Source organism: Shewanella sp. UCD-FRSSP16_17, assembly GCF_001675935.1.
GTDB lineage: Bacteria > Pseudomonadota > Gammaproteobacteria > Enterobacterales > Shewanellaceae > Shewanella > Shewanella japonica.
Genome location: NZ_LZFV01000001.1, coordinates 315011 through 331904, shown reverse-complemented (window position 1 = coordinate 331904; position 16894 = coordinate 315011). Strand labels below are relative to the sequence as shown.

General features: G+C 39.8%; 18 protein-coding genes. 15 read left to right on the top strand and 3 right to left on the bottom strand.

Annotated features, from left to right (window positions below; translation table 11 throughout):
- Positions 1–41 precede the first annotated feature (41 nt).
- Positions 42–740: a DUF3334 family protein gene (locus A9267_RS01475; RefSeq protein WP_055026007.1), complete on the bottom strand. Its 699-nt coding sequence runs from the start codon at positions 738–740 to the stop codon at positions 42–44.
- A 295-nt stretch (positions 741–1035) separates the two neighbouring features.
- Here A9267_RS01475 and A9267_RS01470 point away from each other — a divergent pair, with 295 nt between their 5' ends.
- The 13 genes from A9267_RS01470 (at position 1036) to A9267_RS01410 (ending at position 13359) form a co-directional block, all read left to right on the top strand.
- Entirely contained in the window at positions 1036–2670 is a 1635-nt protein-coding gene (locus A9267_RS01470) for a methyl-accepting chemotaxis protein (protein WP_065107981.1), read from the top strand.
- Positions 2671–2893: 223 nt separating this feature from the next.
- Positions 2894–3151: an HPr family phosphocarrier protein gene (locus tag A9267_RS01465; RefSeq protein WP_055026005.1), complete on the top strand. Its 258-nt coding sequence runs from the start codon at positions 2894–2896 to the stop codon at positions 3149–3151.
- An 11-nt stretch (positions 3152–3162) separates the two neighbouring features.
- Positions 3163–4857, top strand: a complete 1695-nt coding sequence (ptsP, locus tag A9267_RS01460; protein WP_065107980.1) for a phosphoenolpyruvate--protein phosphotransferase — start codon at positions 3163–3165, stop codon at positions 4855–4857.
- A gap of 99 nt (positions 4858–4956) precedes the next feature.
- Complete coding sequence (crr, locus tag A9267_RS01455) at positions 4957–5466, top strand: PTS glucose transporter subunit IIA (RefSeq protein ID WP_065107979.1); 510 nt, start codon at positions 4957–4959, stop codon at positions 5464–5466.
- A 150-nt stretch (positions 5467–5616) separates the two neighbouring features.
- Positions 5617–5967 carry an ArsC family reductase gene (locus tag A9267_RS01450; protein WP_065107978.1) on the top strand — a complete coding sequence of 117 codons (351 nt, stop codon included), beginning with the start codon at positions 5617–5619 and terminating at the stop codon, positions 5965–5967.
- Complete coding sequence (dapE, locus tag A9267_RS01445; RefSeq protein ID WP_065107977.1) at positions 5967–7097, top strand: succinyl-diaminopimelate desuccinylase; 1131 nt, start codon at positions 5967–5969, stop codon at positions 7095–7097. The genes A9267_RS01450 and dapE overlap by 1 nt, the downstream gene beginning before the upstream one ends.
- Positions 7091–7789 carry a M15 family metallopeptidase gene (locus A9267_RS01440; protein ID WP_065107976.1) on the top strand — a complete coding sequence of 233 codons (699 nt, stop codon included), beginning with the start codon at positions 7091–7093 and terminating at the stop codon, positions 7787–7789. Before dapE ends, A9267_RS01440 begins: the two co-directional genes overlap by 7 nt.
- A 92-nt stretch (positions 7790–7881) precedes the next feature.
- Positions 7882–8769 (top strand): alpha/beta fold hydrolase, encoded by an 888-nt coding sequence (locus tag A9267_RS01435; protein WP_065107975.1) that lies wholly within the window; start codon positions 7882–7884, stop codon positions 8767–8769.
- A 233-nt stretch (positions 8770–9002) separates the two neighbouring features.
- A complete protein-coding gene (gene can, locus A9267_RS01430; protein WP_055025998.1) occupies positions 9003–9617 on the top strand; it encodes a carbonate dehydratase in 615 nt (204 codons plus the stop codon).
- Between the two features lie 357 nt (positions 9618–9974).
- Positions 9975–11159, top strand: a complete 1185-nt coding sequence (kdnA, locus tag A9267_RS01425; protein WP_055025997.1) for an 8-amino-3,8-dideoxy-alpha-D-manno-octulosonate transaminase KdnA — start codon at positions 9975–9977, stop codon at positions 11157–11159.
- A 94-nt stretch (positions 11160–11253) separates the two neighbouring features.
- On the top strand, positions 11254–12324 hold the full coding sequence (kdnB, locus tag A9267_RS01420; RefSeq protein ID WP_055025996.1) for a 3-deoxy-alpha-D-manno-octulosonate 8-oxidase KdnB: 1071 nt from the start codon (positions 11254–11256) through the stop codon (positions 12322–12324).
- A 74-nt stretch (positions 12325–12398) separates the two neighbouring features.
- Positions 12399–13136, top strand: a complete 738-nt coding sequence (kdsB, locus tag A9267_RS01415) for an 8-amino-3,8-dideoxy-manno-octulosonate cytidylyltransferase KdsB (RefSeq protein WP_055025995.1) — start codon at positions 12399–12401, stop codon at positions 13134–13136.
- Positions 13137–13161: 25 nt separating this feature from the next.
- Positions 13162–13359 carry a DUF2897 family protein gene (locus A9267_RS01410; RefSeq protein WP_065107974.1) on the top strand — a complete coding sequence of 66 codons (198 nt, stop codon included), beginning with the start codon at positions 13162–13164 and terminating at the stop codon, positions 13357–13359.
- Between the two features lie 101 nt (positions 13360–13460).
- Here A9267_RS01410 and A9267_RS01405 read toward each other — a convergent pair whose 3' ends face one another.
- Together A9267_RS01405 and A9267_RS01400 are read right to left on the bottom strand one after the other, a co-directional pair.
- Positions 13461–14546 (bottom strand): AI-2E family transporter, encoded by a 1086-nt coding sequence (locus tag A9267_RS01405; protein WP_055025993.1) that lies wholly within the window; start codon positions 14544–14546, stop codon positions 13461–13463.
- 75 nt (positions 14547–14621) lie between these two features.
- Positions 14622–14849: a sulfurtransferase TusA family protein gene (locus A9267_RS01400; RefSeq protein WP_055025992.1), complete on the bottom strand. Its 228-nt coding sequence runs from the start codon at positions 14847–14849 to the stop codon at positions 14622–14624.
- A gap of 128 nt (positions 14850–14977) precedes the next feature.
- Here A9267_RS01400 and A9267_RS01395 point away from each other — a divergent pair, with 128 nt between their 5' ends.
- A complete protein-coding gene (locus A9267_RS01395; RefSeq protein WP_065107973.1) occupies positions 14978–16447 on the top strand; it encodes a M48 family metalloprotease in 1470 nt (489 codons plus the stop codon).
- 95 nt (positions 16448–16542) lie between these two features.
- On the top strand, positions 16543–16893 hold the full coding sequence (arsC, locus tag A9267_RS01390; protein WP_055025990.1) for an arsenate reductase (glutaredoxin): 351 nt from the start codon (positions 16543–16545) through the stop codon (positions 16891–16893).
- The last annotated feature ends 1 nt before the right edge of the window (position 16894 follow it).

Genomic DNA, 16894 nt, shown 5'->3' with positions numbered 1-16894 from the left:
TTATACCTAAAATAACGCTTCTTTTCACCGTTTAATTTCTTTTATAATCCTAACTCACTCAGTAAGTCGTCAGCATCATCAGCAACCACGACTGCTGGGTCTTTTTTTGCAGTTGATTTATCAGCTTCGCCTTGAGTATTTCTGTGTGCTTCAATTAATGAGTCTGGGTCAAATTCTTCATCTAATTCAAACTCTTTTAATTTAATAAATTCAGTTTTATCCATCGCAAATTCTAAGTAAAAGATATGATTATCTGCCGTTTTGAACGACACTCTTCTTGATACAGCTTCATCTAAATTAGTATCAATCGATATGGTTAACTCTTTATTAATAGTCAACATTTTCGGCTGACTTTGACTGATAGATGTTTGTAATTCTTTAGACACCGTTTTAATGAAATCACCTAATATTTGATTCATTAACTCCCCCATGACATTACCAACGTCATCAGAGGTGTGTGAGAAAGCAAGCTCTGACTCTGGCATCCCCATATTTATCATGTATCGACGGTATATTTCTATTGCAGCTTCTTTGGAAAAGTTAATCACCACTAAACCAGAAAACCCGCCATCAAAAATTGAAAAACACCCTAAATCAGGCTTTAAACATGTACGTGTAATGTTTTGCACCATACCGGCATGGGTAACTTGACTGTCGCTAGTGCTTGAAAGAACGTGGGAAACCGAGTGACATAATTTGAGTAAAATATCATCTGTTGTAACAACTTGAACTGAATCCATAACAATGTATACCTAGTTTTTACTTTTCCCTCATTCTGAGGCTTAACGAGTAATAAATCAAAGACTAAACATCTCATTATCAAAAATAAACAAACAAGCTAATAAGCGTTACACTAACAAGCTGATATTGCGTATATTCTTTGCCGTTTATTTGTGGGCCAACTCCACTCAACATATGTATCTTTTTGTAAAAACCTTTCAATAGATCACATATCAACTATTAAACAGTTCTTTCTGGAACTGTTTCTGTCTATATTTGCGCAATACATTGAACTTACTCTCTTTAAGGACGAACATGATCGCTTTCCTCAGACAGTTAACTATCTTAAAGCGCCTGATCATAATGCTCGCCCTGGCAGCAATAGGAACCGTTTGCTTTGCCAGCTTTTCAATTAACGAACAATACAATAATTTAATTGCACAGAAGCAAGTTCAAATTGCTGCGCAAGTTAGCACCGCTACCTCAATGCTTAGCGCGCTATCAGCTGATTTACCCCAATCTGCTGATCAACAGCAACAACAAGACATTCTTAATATTATTTCTCAACTGCGTTATGGCTCCAACGACGCTTATATTGTTATCAATGATCAAAATGTCATTATTAGCTTTCCTGAAAGTCCAAACCTAGAAGGCCGCTCTTTTGAGCAATATATTGCCGCTGATGGCAGTAAACCGTTTGCGCAACTGACCAGACAAGCTAAATCGACAACGACAAGTCACGTTGAATATAAAGATAATATTGCATCAACATCTGGCGTTGAAACTATTCTCGCAGGCGCCCAGTTCTACCCAGAATGGGGCTGGACAATTATTGCCCATGCCAGTGCGACCGACGTCATGGATAGCATGGGAAGTGTTGTTATCAATTATCTGATTATTATGATGTTGATTTCTATTCCTATCTTTACTTTCTTCTTATTACTGAATGTATCGATTACCTCCCCGATTAATGCAGCAATTGCAGCAATGGAGAATATTGCTAAAGGCGAAGGCGATTTATCACAGCGACTTGATAACAGTGGTAAGGATGAAGTGGCTAAAATGGCCGATGCGTTCAATGACTTTGTGATCAAAATTTCAGCCATGGTGTCGGATTTAAAACCACTTGGCCGTGATCTAGATAATGATGCACAACATTTATTAGTGGCTGTAGAAGAGTCGAATCAAAGCTCTGAGTTGATCCATAGTGAAACTCAAAGTGTTGCTACTGCGGTTAATGAAATGTTAGCGACTACCCATGATATGGCGCAAAACACCTATCAAGCCGCTGATGGTGCTAACAATGTTAAACAGCAAGCCGAGCAATCACACGCATTTATGCAGCAGACTGTGCATGAAACAGATCAGTTAGTAAATGAGTTGAAAAACGCAGAAAGCGCCACCCATGACCTAGGCAAGTCTTCTGTAGAAATTAGTACAATACTAGATACCATTGGTGGTATTGCAGATCAAACCAACTTATTAGCACTAAATGCAGCAATTGAAGCCGCACGAGCAGGTGAATATGGCCGAGGTTTTGCTGTGGTTGCTGACGAAGTAAGAGCGTTAGCAACACGTACCCAAGCATCTACCAATGAAATTAATAAAATCATTACTGATATTCATAACGGCGTTGAGTCTGTTATCAAAAGTAATACTGAAACCCAGGAACAATCAATTCAATTGCAATCTAAGGCGTTACAGTCACAAGATGCCATGACTGAGATACTCGCCGTTATTGCTAATATCAGTGACATGAATACTCAGCTTGCCAGTGCAACAGAAGAGCAATCTCAAGTCACTGAAGAAATAAACCGTAACATTACCCGAATTTCTGAATTGACCGAAATAGCTGTAAAAACCAATGAAACAAACTCTGAAGCAGCGCAATCTTTACAAACGATTAGCCAAACTGTTACCGAGACACTAGGTCAATTTAAAACCAGCTAATGTAATGACAGCTAAAGCCTAATGTATTAGTAATAAATAAGTCACCTTTCTATACCAGCAAGCGCCATCTTGTGGCGTTAATGCTGGTATATCTCTTAGTCGCTCTCCTAAATGACCTCGTAAAATTCATCTTCAAATAAGCCTTAACACGTAAAGTCTCTGTCAGCCTAAAAAGCTTTGCGGTATCATGCTTCGCAAGCCCATTATTAAGAGTTACCTGTTGATGTACGAAAAGACTGTTACCATTATTGCCCCTCACGGAATTCACACACGACCTGCTGCATTATTAGTCAAAGCAGCAAAAAACTTTGACTGTGACGTCATTGTCGAATGTAATGGAAAACAAGCAAGCGCCAAAAGTCTATTTAAATTGCAAACTCTTGGCTTATATCAAGGCCAATCGGTTAAGGTATTTGCTGAAGGAGAACAGGCAGAAAAAGCGGTAGAAACCGTGTCTGAATTGCTAATTACACTCAGTTAACAGGATAGTTTATGGCTTTAACAGGAATCGTAGTGTCACCAGGAATTGCTTTTGGACAAGCAGTTCATATCAATTTGCATCATCAACATGTTGATTACCGATTACTGCCTGTTGCGTCAATTAAAAGTGAATGTGACAAAGCCATTAAAGCCATAGACTTTTTGGCAAAACACCTCAAGCATTGCCAAGTTAACCTTGATACTGAAAGCGACCATTTTCATCTAATTGATGCTGATATCATGCTATTAGAAGATGAAGATTTAGCTGATGAACTCACCCAATATATTACTCGATTTCGTTTCTCTGCCGTTGTCTCCATTGAACGGATTTTTGCGCAACATGCTGAAGAGCTAGCCAAGCTAGACGATCCTTATCTCGCTAACCGTAGTAATGATGTTATGTGTTTAGGTAAGCGATTAATGTCTGCCGTCAATGGTACGCTTCAATGGGATGTATCAAAACTCACTGATAATAGTATTTTGTTGGCTGAGGATATAACACCTGCAGAATTTGCCACCATTCCGCTTAACAAAATAAAAGGCATTGTGCTTAAAACTGGCGGGCTCACTAGCCACACCGCTATTTTGGCCAAAGCTGCTGGGATACCTGCGTTATTAAGTTGTCAATTCGATGACTATGACATTCAAGATGGTGCCCCGCTAATTTTAGACGCCTTTAGTGGTGAATTGCATGTTAATCCCGTTGCTGAAACACAGCTGCAACTAGAGCAAAAAGCCACCGCAGAAAAAGAACGCCGAGAAGCACTTTTACATTATGTCGATAAACCCAGTGTCACCCGTGACGGGCACCCTGTCTGTTTGCTTGCCAACGTAAGTAGCATGAGTGATTTCACTCAGATAGAGGGCAGTGGCGCTGCTGGAGTTGGGTTATTTAGGACTGAGTTTTTACTTATGCAAGTCGACTCAGTTCCAGATGAAAAGCAGCAGTTCAAACAATACTGCGATGCATTACATAGCTTAAATGGCAAGGTCCTTACCATACGTACCTTTGATATCGGAGCGGACAAAGAAATCCCTTGCCTTACTCAACAATATGAAGATAACCCGGCATTAGGCGTGCGTGGTATTCGGTATAGCTTACAGCACCAACACCTTTTTACGACTCAAATTAAAGCAGTACTTCGCGCAGCGAATCATGGACGTATTCGATTACTATTCCCAATGGTTAATCAAATTGAAGAGTTGGAGTTCGCGCTAGAATTAATTGATTGGTGCAAACAACAGTTAATTGAAGAAGAAAAAGGCTTTGGTGATCTTAATATCGGCATCATGGTTGAAACACCAGCAGCAGTGTTAAATTTACCGCATCTACTGCCACGACTTGATTTTGTTAGTATCGGTAGTAATGACTTAACCCAATATACTCTAGCAGCTGATCGCGGTAATCCCGTGCTAGTTAATGATTATCCGCCAGTTTCTCCAGCAATGATAAAGTTCATAAAAATGGCTGTAGACACCTGTAAAATACACCAAACAAAAGTGTGCCTTTGCGGCGAATTAGCCAGTGACACGAAATTAATTAGTTTACTCGTCGGTCTAGGAATTGATGAGCTCAGTGTTAATACTGCCAGCTTATTGGATGTAAAAGCGACCATTTGTAATGGTCAATACCAACAATTTTATCAGCAAGCCCAACAAGCATTAGGGTTTAGCCATATTGAACAACTTAATCAATTATTCAGCTAATTTGACTAATTTACTTGAAAACAATAATTATTGTTTATAAAAAAATCAGACAGCACTAGAATAAAACCATAATAACATTACAAAAAGAGGCTATATCTCATGGGATTTTTAAGCCGTATTCGCCGACTTATATCTGGGCAGCCGACCTTAACTGGCGGCATTGAAATTTTTGCGCCTGTTTCTGGCGACCTAGTAGACATTGAAAAAGTACCCGACGTAGTATTCGCTGAAAAGATTGTCGGTGATGGATTAGCAATTAACCCAACAGGCGAGCTTATTCTAGCGCCTATTGATGGCACAATTGGCAAAATTTTTGAAACTAATCATGCTTTCAGTATTGAGTCCCCTCAAGGGCTCGAATTATTTGTTCATTTTGGTGTCGGCACAGTAGAGCTTAGAGGCAATGGCTTTAAGCGACTCGCTGAAGAAGGACAACAAGTTAAAGTTGGCGATCCGATATTACAATTCGATTTAGACTACTTAACCGATCAAGTAGAGAGTCTACTTACCCCAGTTGTACTTGCCAACATGGAAGATATTCAATACTTAGTGAAAGCTCAAGGTCCTGTAACAGCTGGTAAAAGTGTCATTTTTACCGTTGAGCTTTAAATTCGATTTACATTGTAGATATGGGTTATAGCTAAAAACAGGCTTGCTTTAACCCATCATTGAACAGAGCGTAGTGCAATATCCAGCTATAGATGAAAAGCAATAATTGCATTGCGTAACAATAACTTAATTCAAGGAATACATTACCCCATGAGCAACAGTGTTATTTATGGTATTAAAAACTGCGATACAGTGCGTAAAGCACGTAAATGGCTAGAAGCAGAAAATCAGCCATTCACCTTCCATGACTTTCGCGAAGATGGTATCACAGCTGATATTATCAACCAGTGGTTTGAGCTAAGTGATTGGGAGCTACTGTTTAATAAACGTAGCACGAGTTTTAGAAATTTAACCGATGATCAAAAAGCCGATATTGATCAGCAAAAGGCGCTCGAGCTGATGCTGGAGTTTCCAACGCTAATTAAACGTCCTGTATTAATAACAAATAATAAAATATTAATCGGTTTTAAAGCTGCAGACTATCAAGCGTGGTTTAACTAATGACCCAGGAAGTACTTGAGCTCACTAAAGATTTACTCGCACGCCCGTCAGTAACGCCACTTGATGAAGGCTGTCAAACTTTGATGGCCGATAGGTTATCTGCTGTTGGTTTCAACATTGAATCAATGATATTTGAAGACACCACCAACATGTGGGCAAGAAAAGGCACTAAAAGCCCCGTTTTTTGTTTTGCTGGACACACTGATGTTGTTCCCACAGGCGATTTAAATAAATGGCACACTCCACCATTTGAACCAACTGTCATCGATGATTATGTTCATGGTCGCGGCGCAGCCGATATGAAAGGATCATTAGCAGCTATGGTTATTGCTACAGAACGCTTTGTGGCAAAACACCCAGATCATAATGGCTCCATAGCTTTTTTAATTACCAGCGACGAAGAAGGTCCATTTATTAATGGTACAACTCGTGTCATTGATACCCTTGAAGCTCGTAATGAAAAAATTACTTGGTCACTGGTCGGTGAGCCTTCATCGACTCATAAGTTAGGTGATGTGGTTAAAAACGGTCGTCGTGGTAGTTTAACCGGTAATTTAACGGTGAAAGGGATTCAAGGACACGTTGCCTACCCTCACCTTGCTGATAACCCTATTCATAAAGCCTCACCAGCACTTGCTGAACTCGCGCAAATGCATTGGGATAACGGTAATGAATTTTTCCCACCAACCAGTTTTCAAATAGCAAATATTAACGGCGGTACAGGCGCATCTAATGTTATCCCTGGTGATTTACAGGTGATGTTTAACTTCAGATACTCAACTGAAGTCACAGCCGATGAATTAATCAAACGTGTACTAAACATACTTGACGCCCATGGGCTCGATTATGATATCGATTGGGTATTTAATGGTCTTCCTTTCCTTACTGGGGATGGCCCATTGCTGGACGCAACGAAAGACGCCATTTTTGAAGTCACAGGCTATGAAACCGACCCGCAAACTTCAGGTGGCACGTCAGATGGCCGATTCATCGCCCCCACTGGTGCTCAAGTTATTGAATTAGGCCCGGTAAATGCGACAATTCATAAAGTGAATGAGTGTGTAAAAATCTCAGATCTTGAACTATTGGCCAAATGTTACGAGTCTATTCTGGAAAAGCTCCTTTGCTAACCTCTTCGCTCAAAAGTATTGCTCATCCGGCTCTTTATGGGCTGGATGCTGAGCATCTTGTCTCTTTTGATCAATTTCTGCTAACTCAAAAAACAGCTGCAGCTTTTCAGCGGTTACAAAAGCATGCGGCAGATTCAGGTATTAATATTCAAATCTGCTCCGCCTATCGTGATTTTAATAGGCAAATGGCAATTTGGAATGCTAAAGCTCATGGTAAACGAGTACTACTCGATATTAATAACCAACCTATTGATAGCAAATGTCTTTCAGAAAATGAACTCATAGATTGTATTTTAACCTGGTCAGCCTTGCCTGGTGCCTCCCGCCATCATTGGGGGACTGATATCGATATATTTGATGCCAACAATATCCAAAAAGCTGACTTAGCTTTGATTACGGATGAATATACGGGCAATGGACCATGTGCTCAGTTAGCCAGTTGGTTAACGCAACAAGCCCATGAGTTTGGTTTCTACCTACCGTACCAGCCTAATAAGAGTGGTGTTAGCCCAGAGCCTTGGCATTTAAGTTATTATCCAGAATCGTCGCAATTTATGTCACATTATCAGGTAGAATCTTTAAGACAGCTCTTGTCTCAATCAGAAATCGCTTTACAATCTGCGCTACTTAAAAGACTAGATAAACTTGTAGAAGAATATGTTTTTTACGTTGCGCAGCCGCCAAATCAATAACCATTGATAATGTTTATTGATTCCAGTAACGATAGCTGCTCATGGCCGTATTCAAATAATCAAACACTATCGCTAAAAACATCGAGAACCACATGACAAAGCCGCTACATGACTTAACTGCCACAATTGATGGCCAATCTATGTATTACTCAGATAGTGATAAACACAATACAGATTCACAACCTATTGTATTCATTCATGGCTTTTTAACAGACAGTAGTATGTGGCAAGCTCAAATCGATGCGCTTAAATCACAACATCGGTGTATCGCCATTGATTTATGGTCACATGGTCAATCAGATCCTATGCCTAAGGGAACAACATCACTGGTCACCATCGCTGAGCAATGTTTATCACTGTTATCATCACTTGGCCTTAACCAGTTCAGATTAGTTGCTAACGGTTCAGGTTGTGCAATTGCCGCAGAGATGGCATTGATATCGCCCACATCAGTTACAAAAATGGTGATGGCGAACGGCTTTATTGGTTTTGAGCCACAAGTTAACTGCATCAAATATCAGCAATGGATTGATCAAATTAGTCAACAACAAAGCTGCTCTAAAGAGATGGCTGACCTTATTACAGAGCAGTATTTCGCTAATCTTGCAATTGAGAGCCATAACAATAAAGCGAGTCATTCGGATAATAGCAGTGATGCAAACACGAATAACTCATTAACCCCAGAAAGGTTTTCTCAAGCGCTTCAAAATCTCAGCCCAAATAACATTGCTGAACTTGCATTGATGGCGCCACTTTTTTTATACAAGCGAGACACACTCGAGTTAGCGGAGCAATTAACTTTGCCTTGCCTCATTTTAGTTGGCGAGCAAAACAAGTTAAGAACAGTTTTAGAAGCTTACTTGATGCAGGATTGCATTACAGGAAGTACCTTAAAACAACTTACTGCAGCAGGCCACTTAGCAAATGTTGAACAGGCTGCCATGGTTAATCAACATTTGATCAATTTTTTCGAAAGCTAACCTAACGGTTAGTCTTGTACGCTGTGCCTCACACTCGTCAATCAATGAAAAATACGCTTAAGAACTCAGCTGTAGTGGCTGAGTTCGCTATTTCTAAATCAGTATTCTCAATCTATTACGAATGGATAGACCAGCATAACAATAAATACTGATATACTCTAAAAATGATATTAATCAGACAGTTTACGAGTCTGAATTAGCATACTTTTATTTATTAGGGTCTACCAAACACGATGAAATTACTTAAACCACTTTTTGATAATAACCGCCGCTGGGCCGAACGCATTAACGAAGAAGACCCTGAATTCTTTAAACAGCTAGCACAACAACAGAGCCCTGAATATTTGTGGATAGGTTGTTCTGATAGCCGTGTTCCATCAAATCAAATTATTGACCTAATGCCAGGCGAAGTCTTTGTTCATCGTAATATCGCTAACATGGTCATTCACACCGACTTAAACTGTTTGTCAGTTATTCAATATGCGGTTGAAGTACTAAAAGTCAAACATATCATGGTGGTAGGTCATTACGGTTGTGGTGGTGTTAAAGCATCAATGACTACTGAGCGCTTTGGTTTAATTGATAACTGGCTGGGACATTTAAAAGATATTTATCGTATTCACCGTAGCGATTTAGAGCAGCTTGATGACGAAAAACGATTCGACAGATTGTGCGAATTAAATGTGATGGAACAAGTCGCCAATGTCAGTAGCACCTCAATTGTTCAAGATGCATGGGATCGTGGTCAAGAACTGGCTATTCACGGCTGGATCTACGGCATTAATAATGGATTATTGACTGATTTAGATGTCACGGTATCAAGTGAGCATGCTGACAATAAAGCGTAATAACCAGTAATAATCAATCATAGAGCAAACTCAACGTCCATTTACACATTTACAATAATAGGTATATGGACTTGTTTGCCTCGTATTTAACCCTCTCGTATCGCTAGATACTCAATAAACCCCTTCAAATTTGTCATCTTTAGCTATTATTGAACAACATCAATCTTTAATAACGCCGGTTAAATATTAATCGAAATAGAGAAGGTTTAGCTGTTTATGCATTCTTGGGCAAGTAAACTCACCTACTTCGCTCAGATAAGGTCATATTGTTAATGCATTTAGTTGCCTAACACAGTTATAATCTTCGGGTTTATTTAGCGCGACCTCGCGCACTGCATTTTTTAGGAGATAATTTCCATGCCAGGTTTTGAATTATTTGGACCAGAGGAAAAGCAAGAAGTCGCTGACGTGATGGAAAACGGTTTTACCTTTCGCTACAACTTCGATCACATGCGTAATGATCGTTGGAAAACACGTGAAATGGAAGCGCTTCTTTGTGAAAAGATGAACGCAAAACATGCGCATCTTGTTTCTAGTGGTACCGCTGCATTACAAACGGCAATGGCTGCTGCAGGTATTGGCGCAGGCGACGAAGTTATTGTTCCACCGTTTACTTTTGTTGCATCTGTAGAAGCAGTATTTATGGCTGGTGCCGTACCTATTTTCGCTGAAATTGATGAAACACTATGTCTATCACCAGAAGGCATTGAAGCTGCAATTACTCCACGCACTAAAGCAATTAACCTTGTTCATATGTGTGGTTCTATGGCTAAAATGGATGAAATTTTAGCGGTATGTAAAAAACATAACCTAGTGATCCTTGAAGATGCATGTCAAGCTATCGGCGGCAGCTACAAAGGTAAAGCATTAGGCACAATCGGAGATGTTGGTTGTTATTCATTTGATTCTGTTAAAACCATCACCTGTGGTGAAGGCGGCGCTATCATGACTAACAATGAAACCATCTATAACCATGCGCACATGTTCTCAGATCACGGTCATGACCATGTTGGTAATGATCGTGGCGCTGAAGGCCACCCTATCATGGGACTGAACTTCCGCATCTCAGAAATGAACTCAGCGATGGGTCTGGCACAGCTTCGTAAGCTTGATAAAATTATTGATATCCAGCGTACTAATAAAAAGCTAATCAAAGATGCAATGGCCGAAATTCCTGAAGTCACATTCCGTGAAATCCCTGATCCTGAAGGTGACTCAGCAGGTTTCTTAACCTTCTTAATGCCGACCGAAGAGCGCACAATTGAAATCAACAAGAAGTTAGCAGAGAACGGCGTCGATGGTTGTTTCTATTGGTATGTTAACAACTGGCACTACTTAAACAACTGGAAACATATTCAAGAGCTTAAATCGCCAGCTGCTTTACCGATCACATTAATTCAAGATCGTCCAGATTACACTAAAGTGGAAACGCCAAAGTCTGATGCAATCATGAGCCGTACTATCTCTATGTTAATCAAATTATCTTGGACAGAAGAAGAAATTGCTCAACGTATTGAAAACATCAAGCGTGCTTTTGCTTAATTAATCCTACTCTTTCTATTGAGCTAAAGCTTACCAAGCAAGTAATAGCTCAATAGTACTTTTTACAGTACTAATCTCAACGGAGAATGTTGTAATGAGTTTCAAAAATTTTAAGTGTGTGCCAAAAATGATTTTTGGTCGCGGTTCTTTTGCTCAACTTGATGCCGTACTTGCAGAAGAGCGTAAAGAAGCTAACGATTTCGTGGTTTTTTTAGTTGATGATGTGCATCAAGATAAGCCACTTGCAGGCCGTGTCCCTGCAAAGGACCATGATTTATTAATCTACGTGAATGTAGATGATGAACCGACAACGAAACAAGTTGATGACTTAACCGCACAAGTTCAAGCATTTAATTCGAAAGCACCTGTAAGTGTGATTGGTTTAGGTGGTGGTTCAACACTTGATTTAGCTAAAGCTGTGTCACTTATGCTGACCAATGAAGGCGGTAGTGCTGAATACCAAGGTTGGGATTTAATTAAGAACCCTGCTATTCATCATATTGGTATTCCAACTGTATCAGGTACTGGTGCAGAAGCATCACGTACAGCTGTACTTTGTGGTCCAGTACGTAAGTTAGGTTTGAACTCAGATTACACTGTGTTTGACCAAATTATCATGGATTCAGAGTTAATTGCTGGTGTACCAACTGATCAATGGTTCTACACAGGCATGGATTGTTATATCCATTGTGTTGAGTCATTAGAAGGCACTTACTTAAATGAATTTGCTAAAGCATTTGCTGAAAAATCAATGGATTTATGCCGCGAAGTGTTCTTAGACAATCATGAAGAAAAAGATGACAAACTCATGATGGCTTCATACATGGGTGGCATGAGCATCGCATACAGCCAAGTAGGTGCATGTCATGCGGTATCATATGGTCTAGGTTACGTGTTGGGTTACCATCACGGTATAGGTAACTGTTTAGCATTTGACGTACTTGAAGAGTTTTACCCTGAAGGCGTTAAAGAGTTCCGTAAAATGATGGAAGTTCACAACATCACTTTACCTAAGAATATCTGTAAAGACTTACCAGATGAAACCATTGCTAAAATGGTTGCTGTAACTAAGAGCATGGGTCCATTATGGGACAATGTTTATGGCGAAGGCTGGGAAGAGAAAGTAACAGACGAAATGCTGACTAAACTTTTCCGTCGTATTTAATCGCCCCCCTCGCTATAATTAAGGGCTCTTTTGAGCCCTTTTGTTTATCGAATAATGATAAGTAGGTTTTTTTAATGAAAGTTACCCTTTTAATCCCTGCTAGATATGGTTCTAGCCGTTTTCCTGGCAAACCACTAGCACCTATTAATGGTAAGCCAATGATCCAGCACGTTTTTGAGCGAGCATCATTAGCCAAAGGATTAGATAATATTTACGTTGCGACAGATGACGACCGTATAAAAGAAGCGGTTGAATCATTTGGTGGACAAGTCGTCATGACAAGCCCAGAAGCTGCGTCGGGTACTGACCGTATCAATGATGCCATTAGTCAATTGGGTCTTGATGATGACGATTTAGTCATTAACCTACAAGGTGATCAACCGCTAATTGATCCTATTTCAATTGAACAAATCATTAGCTTGTTTGAACGTCACCCAGGTGAGTTTGAAATGGCGACTTTAGGTTTTGAAATCATCGATAAGCAAGAAAGAGATGACCCACTTCACGTGAAGATGGTATTCGACAATGAGTTTAATGCCTTGTATTTCTCTCGATCTTGTATTCCGTTTGGTCGAGATACAGACGACTATCCAGTATACAAGCATTTAGGCGTATATGCTTACACTCGCCGTTTTGTAAATGCTTTTGCGAAGCTTCCTCTAGGTAGATTAGAAGACTTAGAGAAATTAGAGCAACTTCGAGCGCTTGAGTACGGTCACAAGATTAAGGTTGCAATCAGTGCATTTGATTCGCCTGAAGTAGATACGCCTGAAGATATTCGTAAATGTGAACAACGTTTAGCTGTTGATTAACTGAACATCAAAATTTGAGGCAACTATGGATTTATCTGGATTAGAAGTGTGGATCATTATCATTTTGGTGGTTGGTATTATTGCGAGTAATTTAGCCGTATTGAAATACAGTGCTAAATTTAAAATGCCGCAGTTTGGCGATCCTAAAAAGCCTTCTGACAGCCAAGGCAAATCTAACACTGAGCATTCAGCATCAGATTCAGAGACTCAAAAAGATAAGTAATATTATCTTCACTATCAGTAAAAGTACCCCAAGAAAAAGGTGACATTATGTCACCTTTTATATTCGATTGTTAAGGCCATTGTGAGTGCAAACACGTTGGCTCAATCGGCCTTGACTATGGGTTCGCTTTCAGCAGGCTGGCTGTCTGGCCAAGCATTAATAACCGCTTTAACTAGCGATGCTAATGGAATCGCAAAAAAGACTCCCCAAACGCCCCATAAGCCTCCAAAAACCAACACAGCGGCAATAATAAGTACAGGATGTAAATCAACAGCATCTGAGAACAATATAGGTACTAAGACATTACCATCAAGCGCCTGAATAATTCCATAACCAATCATCACATAGCCAAATTCAGGGCTCACCCCCCACTGAACAAAAGCGACAAGTGCAATGGGTAAAGTCACTAAAGTGGCGCCAACGTAGGGAATTAACACTGACAATCCTGTTAACACACCTAAAAGTGCTGAATACCTCAAGCCCATAACGGCAAAAAAGATATAACTCACTGCCCCAACAATAACGATTTCAATCACTTTACCGCGGATATAATTAAAGATTTGCTGATCCATTTCAAACCAGACTTTACGTGCTAAATCGCGGTTATTAGGGAAAAATCGTTTGCTGCTTTTAATCAGTTGTTCTTTATCTTTTAAAAAGAAGAACACAAGTAAAGGAACTAAAATGACGTACACCATCAACACAAGTAAAGATGCTGAATAGCCCAAAAGTTGCTTACCGATATCCAGCAAGTGCTGAGTATCCAGTAGCTTTTTAAGCTCAATCACCATCGCATCAATTTGTTCAATACTGATGTATTGTGGGTATTTTTCACTCAGTGACACTAAAGATTGCATGCCTGTATCAATCATTACGGGTAAATCAGTGGCTAAAGCGATACCTTGTCGCCATAGACTTGGCACTAAACCAAATGCAATCAGCACCATCAAGCCGATAAATAAAACTAAAATTAACGAGGCGCCAACACTTCGATTAATGCCAAAACGAGAAATTTGAGCCACTGGCCACTCAAGCAAAAACGCTAAAACTAATGCCACCAATAAAGGCGCTAGCAAGCCACCAGCAAAATACAGTAGTAATCCAATTCCGAGTAAGATAAACAAAAGCGTGATAGCTTGTGGGTCGCTGAATCTCGCTTTATACCAATCGCCTAAATAAGAGAGCATGTAAAATACCTAAAAAATGTCGCACTTTGAATTCACTATTTAATGATATTAAGTTAACTATACACATAATTAAACTTAGAAAGTGTTACCTTTCGTAATGACCATCGATAGCTTTTTTGGGTTATCATCAGTAATCTCAACCTGATGACCAATTTTTTTTAAAAATGGCGGAACATCTCGACGTGAACCAGAGTCAGAGATACTAATCCCGAGCAATTCTCCAGGCTGCATTTTTTTTAATGCGAGCTTGATTTGCACTAAAGGATAAGGACAATGATGAGCAGTTAAATCAATAATTTTCATTCTAAACTTGCTTTACATATTCTCTGGCTATTATCCTAGCAAGGAAGATAAACCACAAGCCAAACTGTGTGAGTATTATTATCATTTTACACACCACCCTATTGAAATAATTATAATAAAGGTTTCATTTGCGCAAATTATCGTTTTCTCAGTTTTCCAAAGGTGTTATCACTACTGCAGTCTCCTTAATACTGACGGCAGGAGTTGCGAAAAGTTTCGCCAATAATGACCTTCCAGATCTTGGCACTGCCGCAGTTAATACCTTCAGCCTTGAAAAAGAAATGATATATGGCGATGCCTACATGCGTGTCATTCGTTCTTCGGCGCCAGTTATTAGTGATCCTGTCTTAAATCAATACCTATCAGAGCTAGGAAATAAGCTAGTTGCGCACGCAACAGGGGTAAAAACCCCTTTCTATTTCTTTTTACTGAGAAATGATGAAATTAACGCGTTCGCTTTTTTTGGTGGTCATGTTGGGGTTCATACAGGACTATTTTTACATGCCGATACAGAAAGTGAGCTAGCCTCGGTTCTTGCCCATGAAATTACTCACGTAACCCAACGACATTTAGCTCGGTCATTAGAAGCCCAAGACAAAAGCTCAACAGCAACAATTGTTGGTATGTTAGGCGCTATTTTGTTAACAATTGCAGCCCCACAAGCTGGTATGGCAGCACTAGCAACCACGCAAGCATTATCGACTCAAGCTCGAATTAACTTTACTCGATTACATGAGCGTGAAGCAGATAGAATCGGCATGCAAATTTTAGCTGATGCAGGCTTTGATCCTAACGGCGCTTCTGATTTTTTCTCAAAGCTGGCCATTCGATATCGTTTTACGAGTACGCCACCACAAATGTTGCTTACTCACCCATTACCTGAATCTCGGATCACGGATGCTCGAAATCGTGCAGCGCAATATCCTCATCGCTATATTCCAGATCAGCTTAATTACCAACTAGCAAAAGCAAGAATACAGGTTAGATTTTCAAATTACAGCGACCAAGCCGCAATGTCTTTATTTGATGATCAATTGCGTAAAAAGACCTACACATTTAAGAGTGCTGCTGAGTATGGTAAAGCACTGGCTTTATTCAGAGTTAAACGTTTTGACGAAGCAGAGCAGATCATTGATAAATTATTAGAACAAGATAAAAATAACTTGTTCTATATCGATACCAAAACCGATTTATTGGCCCAAAAAGACGATTATGATGAAGCCATTGCAATGCTTAATCATCACCTTAAATTAAAACCAACATCGTCAGTCATTGCTGCCAATTTAGCGAATATTTATGTAGAAGCCGATCAACCTAGAAAAGCAATTCCTTTGTTGGAAGATTTAATTTTCCTCGACAAACAAAATACCTTGCCTTATCAAATCATGACACAGGCTTATCGTAAATTAGGTAATAAAGCCCTAGAGCACTACAGCAACGCAGAAGCCATGGCACTTGCAGCAAATTATGATGGCGCCATAGACCAGCTTAATTATGCTTATCGTCATTCAGAGGGGCAAGCTTTACAGATTGCCAGAATTGAAGCTCGCATTAGGCAATTTAGACAAGCTAAACGCTCATTAGACGCATTAAAATAACCGCTAAATGAATTAGCCACTTCCATTAGAAGTGGCTAACTTTTTGAAAGATTCTTTGCTAGACTGTCGCCAAAATATAAATAGAAGTGAAGCCCATGACTACTGTGACTTTGTACCATAACCCTCGCTGTTCAAAAAGCCGTCAAACGCTTGCATTACTTGAAGAAAATAATGCCTCTATTCAAATTGTTGAATATTTAAAACAAGCGCCGACAGTTGAAGATATCCAACAAATTCTCTCATTACTGAATCTTACTCCGCGCGAATTGATGCGAACTAAAGAAACAGAGTATAAAGAACAGAATTTAGCAGACTCAGCGCTCACTGAAGCAGAACTAATTCAAGCGATGGTTGCAACACCAAAACTGATTGAACGTCCTATCGCGCTTGCAAATGGCAAAGCGGCAATAGGCAGACCGCCTGAAAATGTACTAGCGATTTTATAGG

Bases quoted from the DNA above. Each gene is read 5' to 3' on its own strand.
- arsC (WP_055025990.1), top strand. From the start codon at position 16,543: ATGACTACTGTGACTTTGTACCATAACCCTCGCTGTTCAAAAAGCCGT.
- A9267_RS01470 (WP_065107981.1), top strand. From the start codon at position 1,036: ATGATCGCTTTCCTCAGACAGTTAACTATCTTAAAGCGCCTGATCATA.
- A9267_RS01435 (WP_065107975.1), top strand. From the start codon at position 7,882: ATGACAAAGCCGCTACATGACTTAACTGCCACAATTGATGGCCAATCT.
- dapE (WP_065107977.1), top strand. From the start codon at position 5,967: ATGACCCAGGAAGTACTTGAGCTCACTAAAGATTTACTCGCACGCCCG.
- kdnA (WP_055025997.1), top strand. From the start codon at position 9,975: ATGCCAGGTTTTGAATTATTTGGACCAGAGGAAAAGCAAGAAGTCGCT.
- kdnB (WP_055025996.1), top strand. From the start codon at position 11,254: ATGAGTTTCAAAAATTTTAAGTGTGTGCCAAAAATGATTTTTGGTCGC.
- A9267_RS01450 (WP_065107978.1), top strand. From the start codon at position 5,617: ATGAGCAACAGTGTTATTTATGGTATTAAAAACTGCGATACAGTGCGT.
- A9267_RS01400 (WP_055025992.1), bottom strand. From the start codon at position 14,849: ATGAAAATTATTGATTTAACTGCTCATCATTGTCCTTATCCTTTAGTG.
- crr (WP_065107979.1), top strand. From the start codon at position 4,957: ATGGGATTTTTAAGCCGTATTCGCCGACTTATATCTGGGCAGCCGACC.
- A9267_RS01465 (WP_055026005.1), top strand. From the start codon at position 2,894: ATGTACGAAAAGACTGTTACCATTATTGCCCCTCACGGAATTCACACA.
- kdsB (WP_055025995.1), top strand. From the start codon at position 12,399: ATGAAAGTTACCCTTTTAATCCCTGCTAGATATGGTTCTAGCCGTTTT.
- A9267_RS01475 (WP_055026007.1), bottom strand. From the start codon at position 740: ATGGATTCAGTTCAAGTTGTTACAACAGATGATATTTTACTCAAATTA.
- A9267_RS01405 (WP_055025993.1), bottom strand. From the start codon at position 14,546: ATGCTCTCTTATTTAGGCGATTGGTATAAAGCGAGATTCAGCGACCCA.
- can (WP_055025998.1), top strand. From the start codon at position 9,003: ATGAAATTACTTAAACCACTTTTTGATAATAACCGCCGCTGGGCCGAA.
- ptsP (WP_065107980.1), top strand. From the start codon at position 3,163: ATGGCTTTAACAGGAATCGTAGTGTCACCAGGAATTGCTTTTGGACAA.
- A9267_RS01410 (WP_065107974.1), top strand. From the start codon at position 13,162: ATGGATTTATCTGGATTAGAAGTGTGGATCATTATCATTTTGGTGGTT.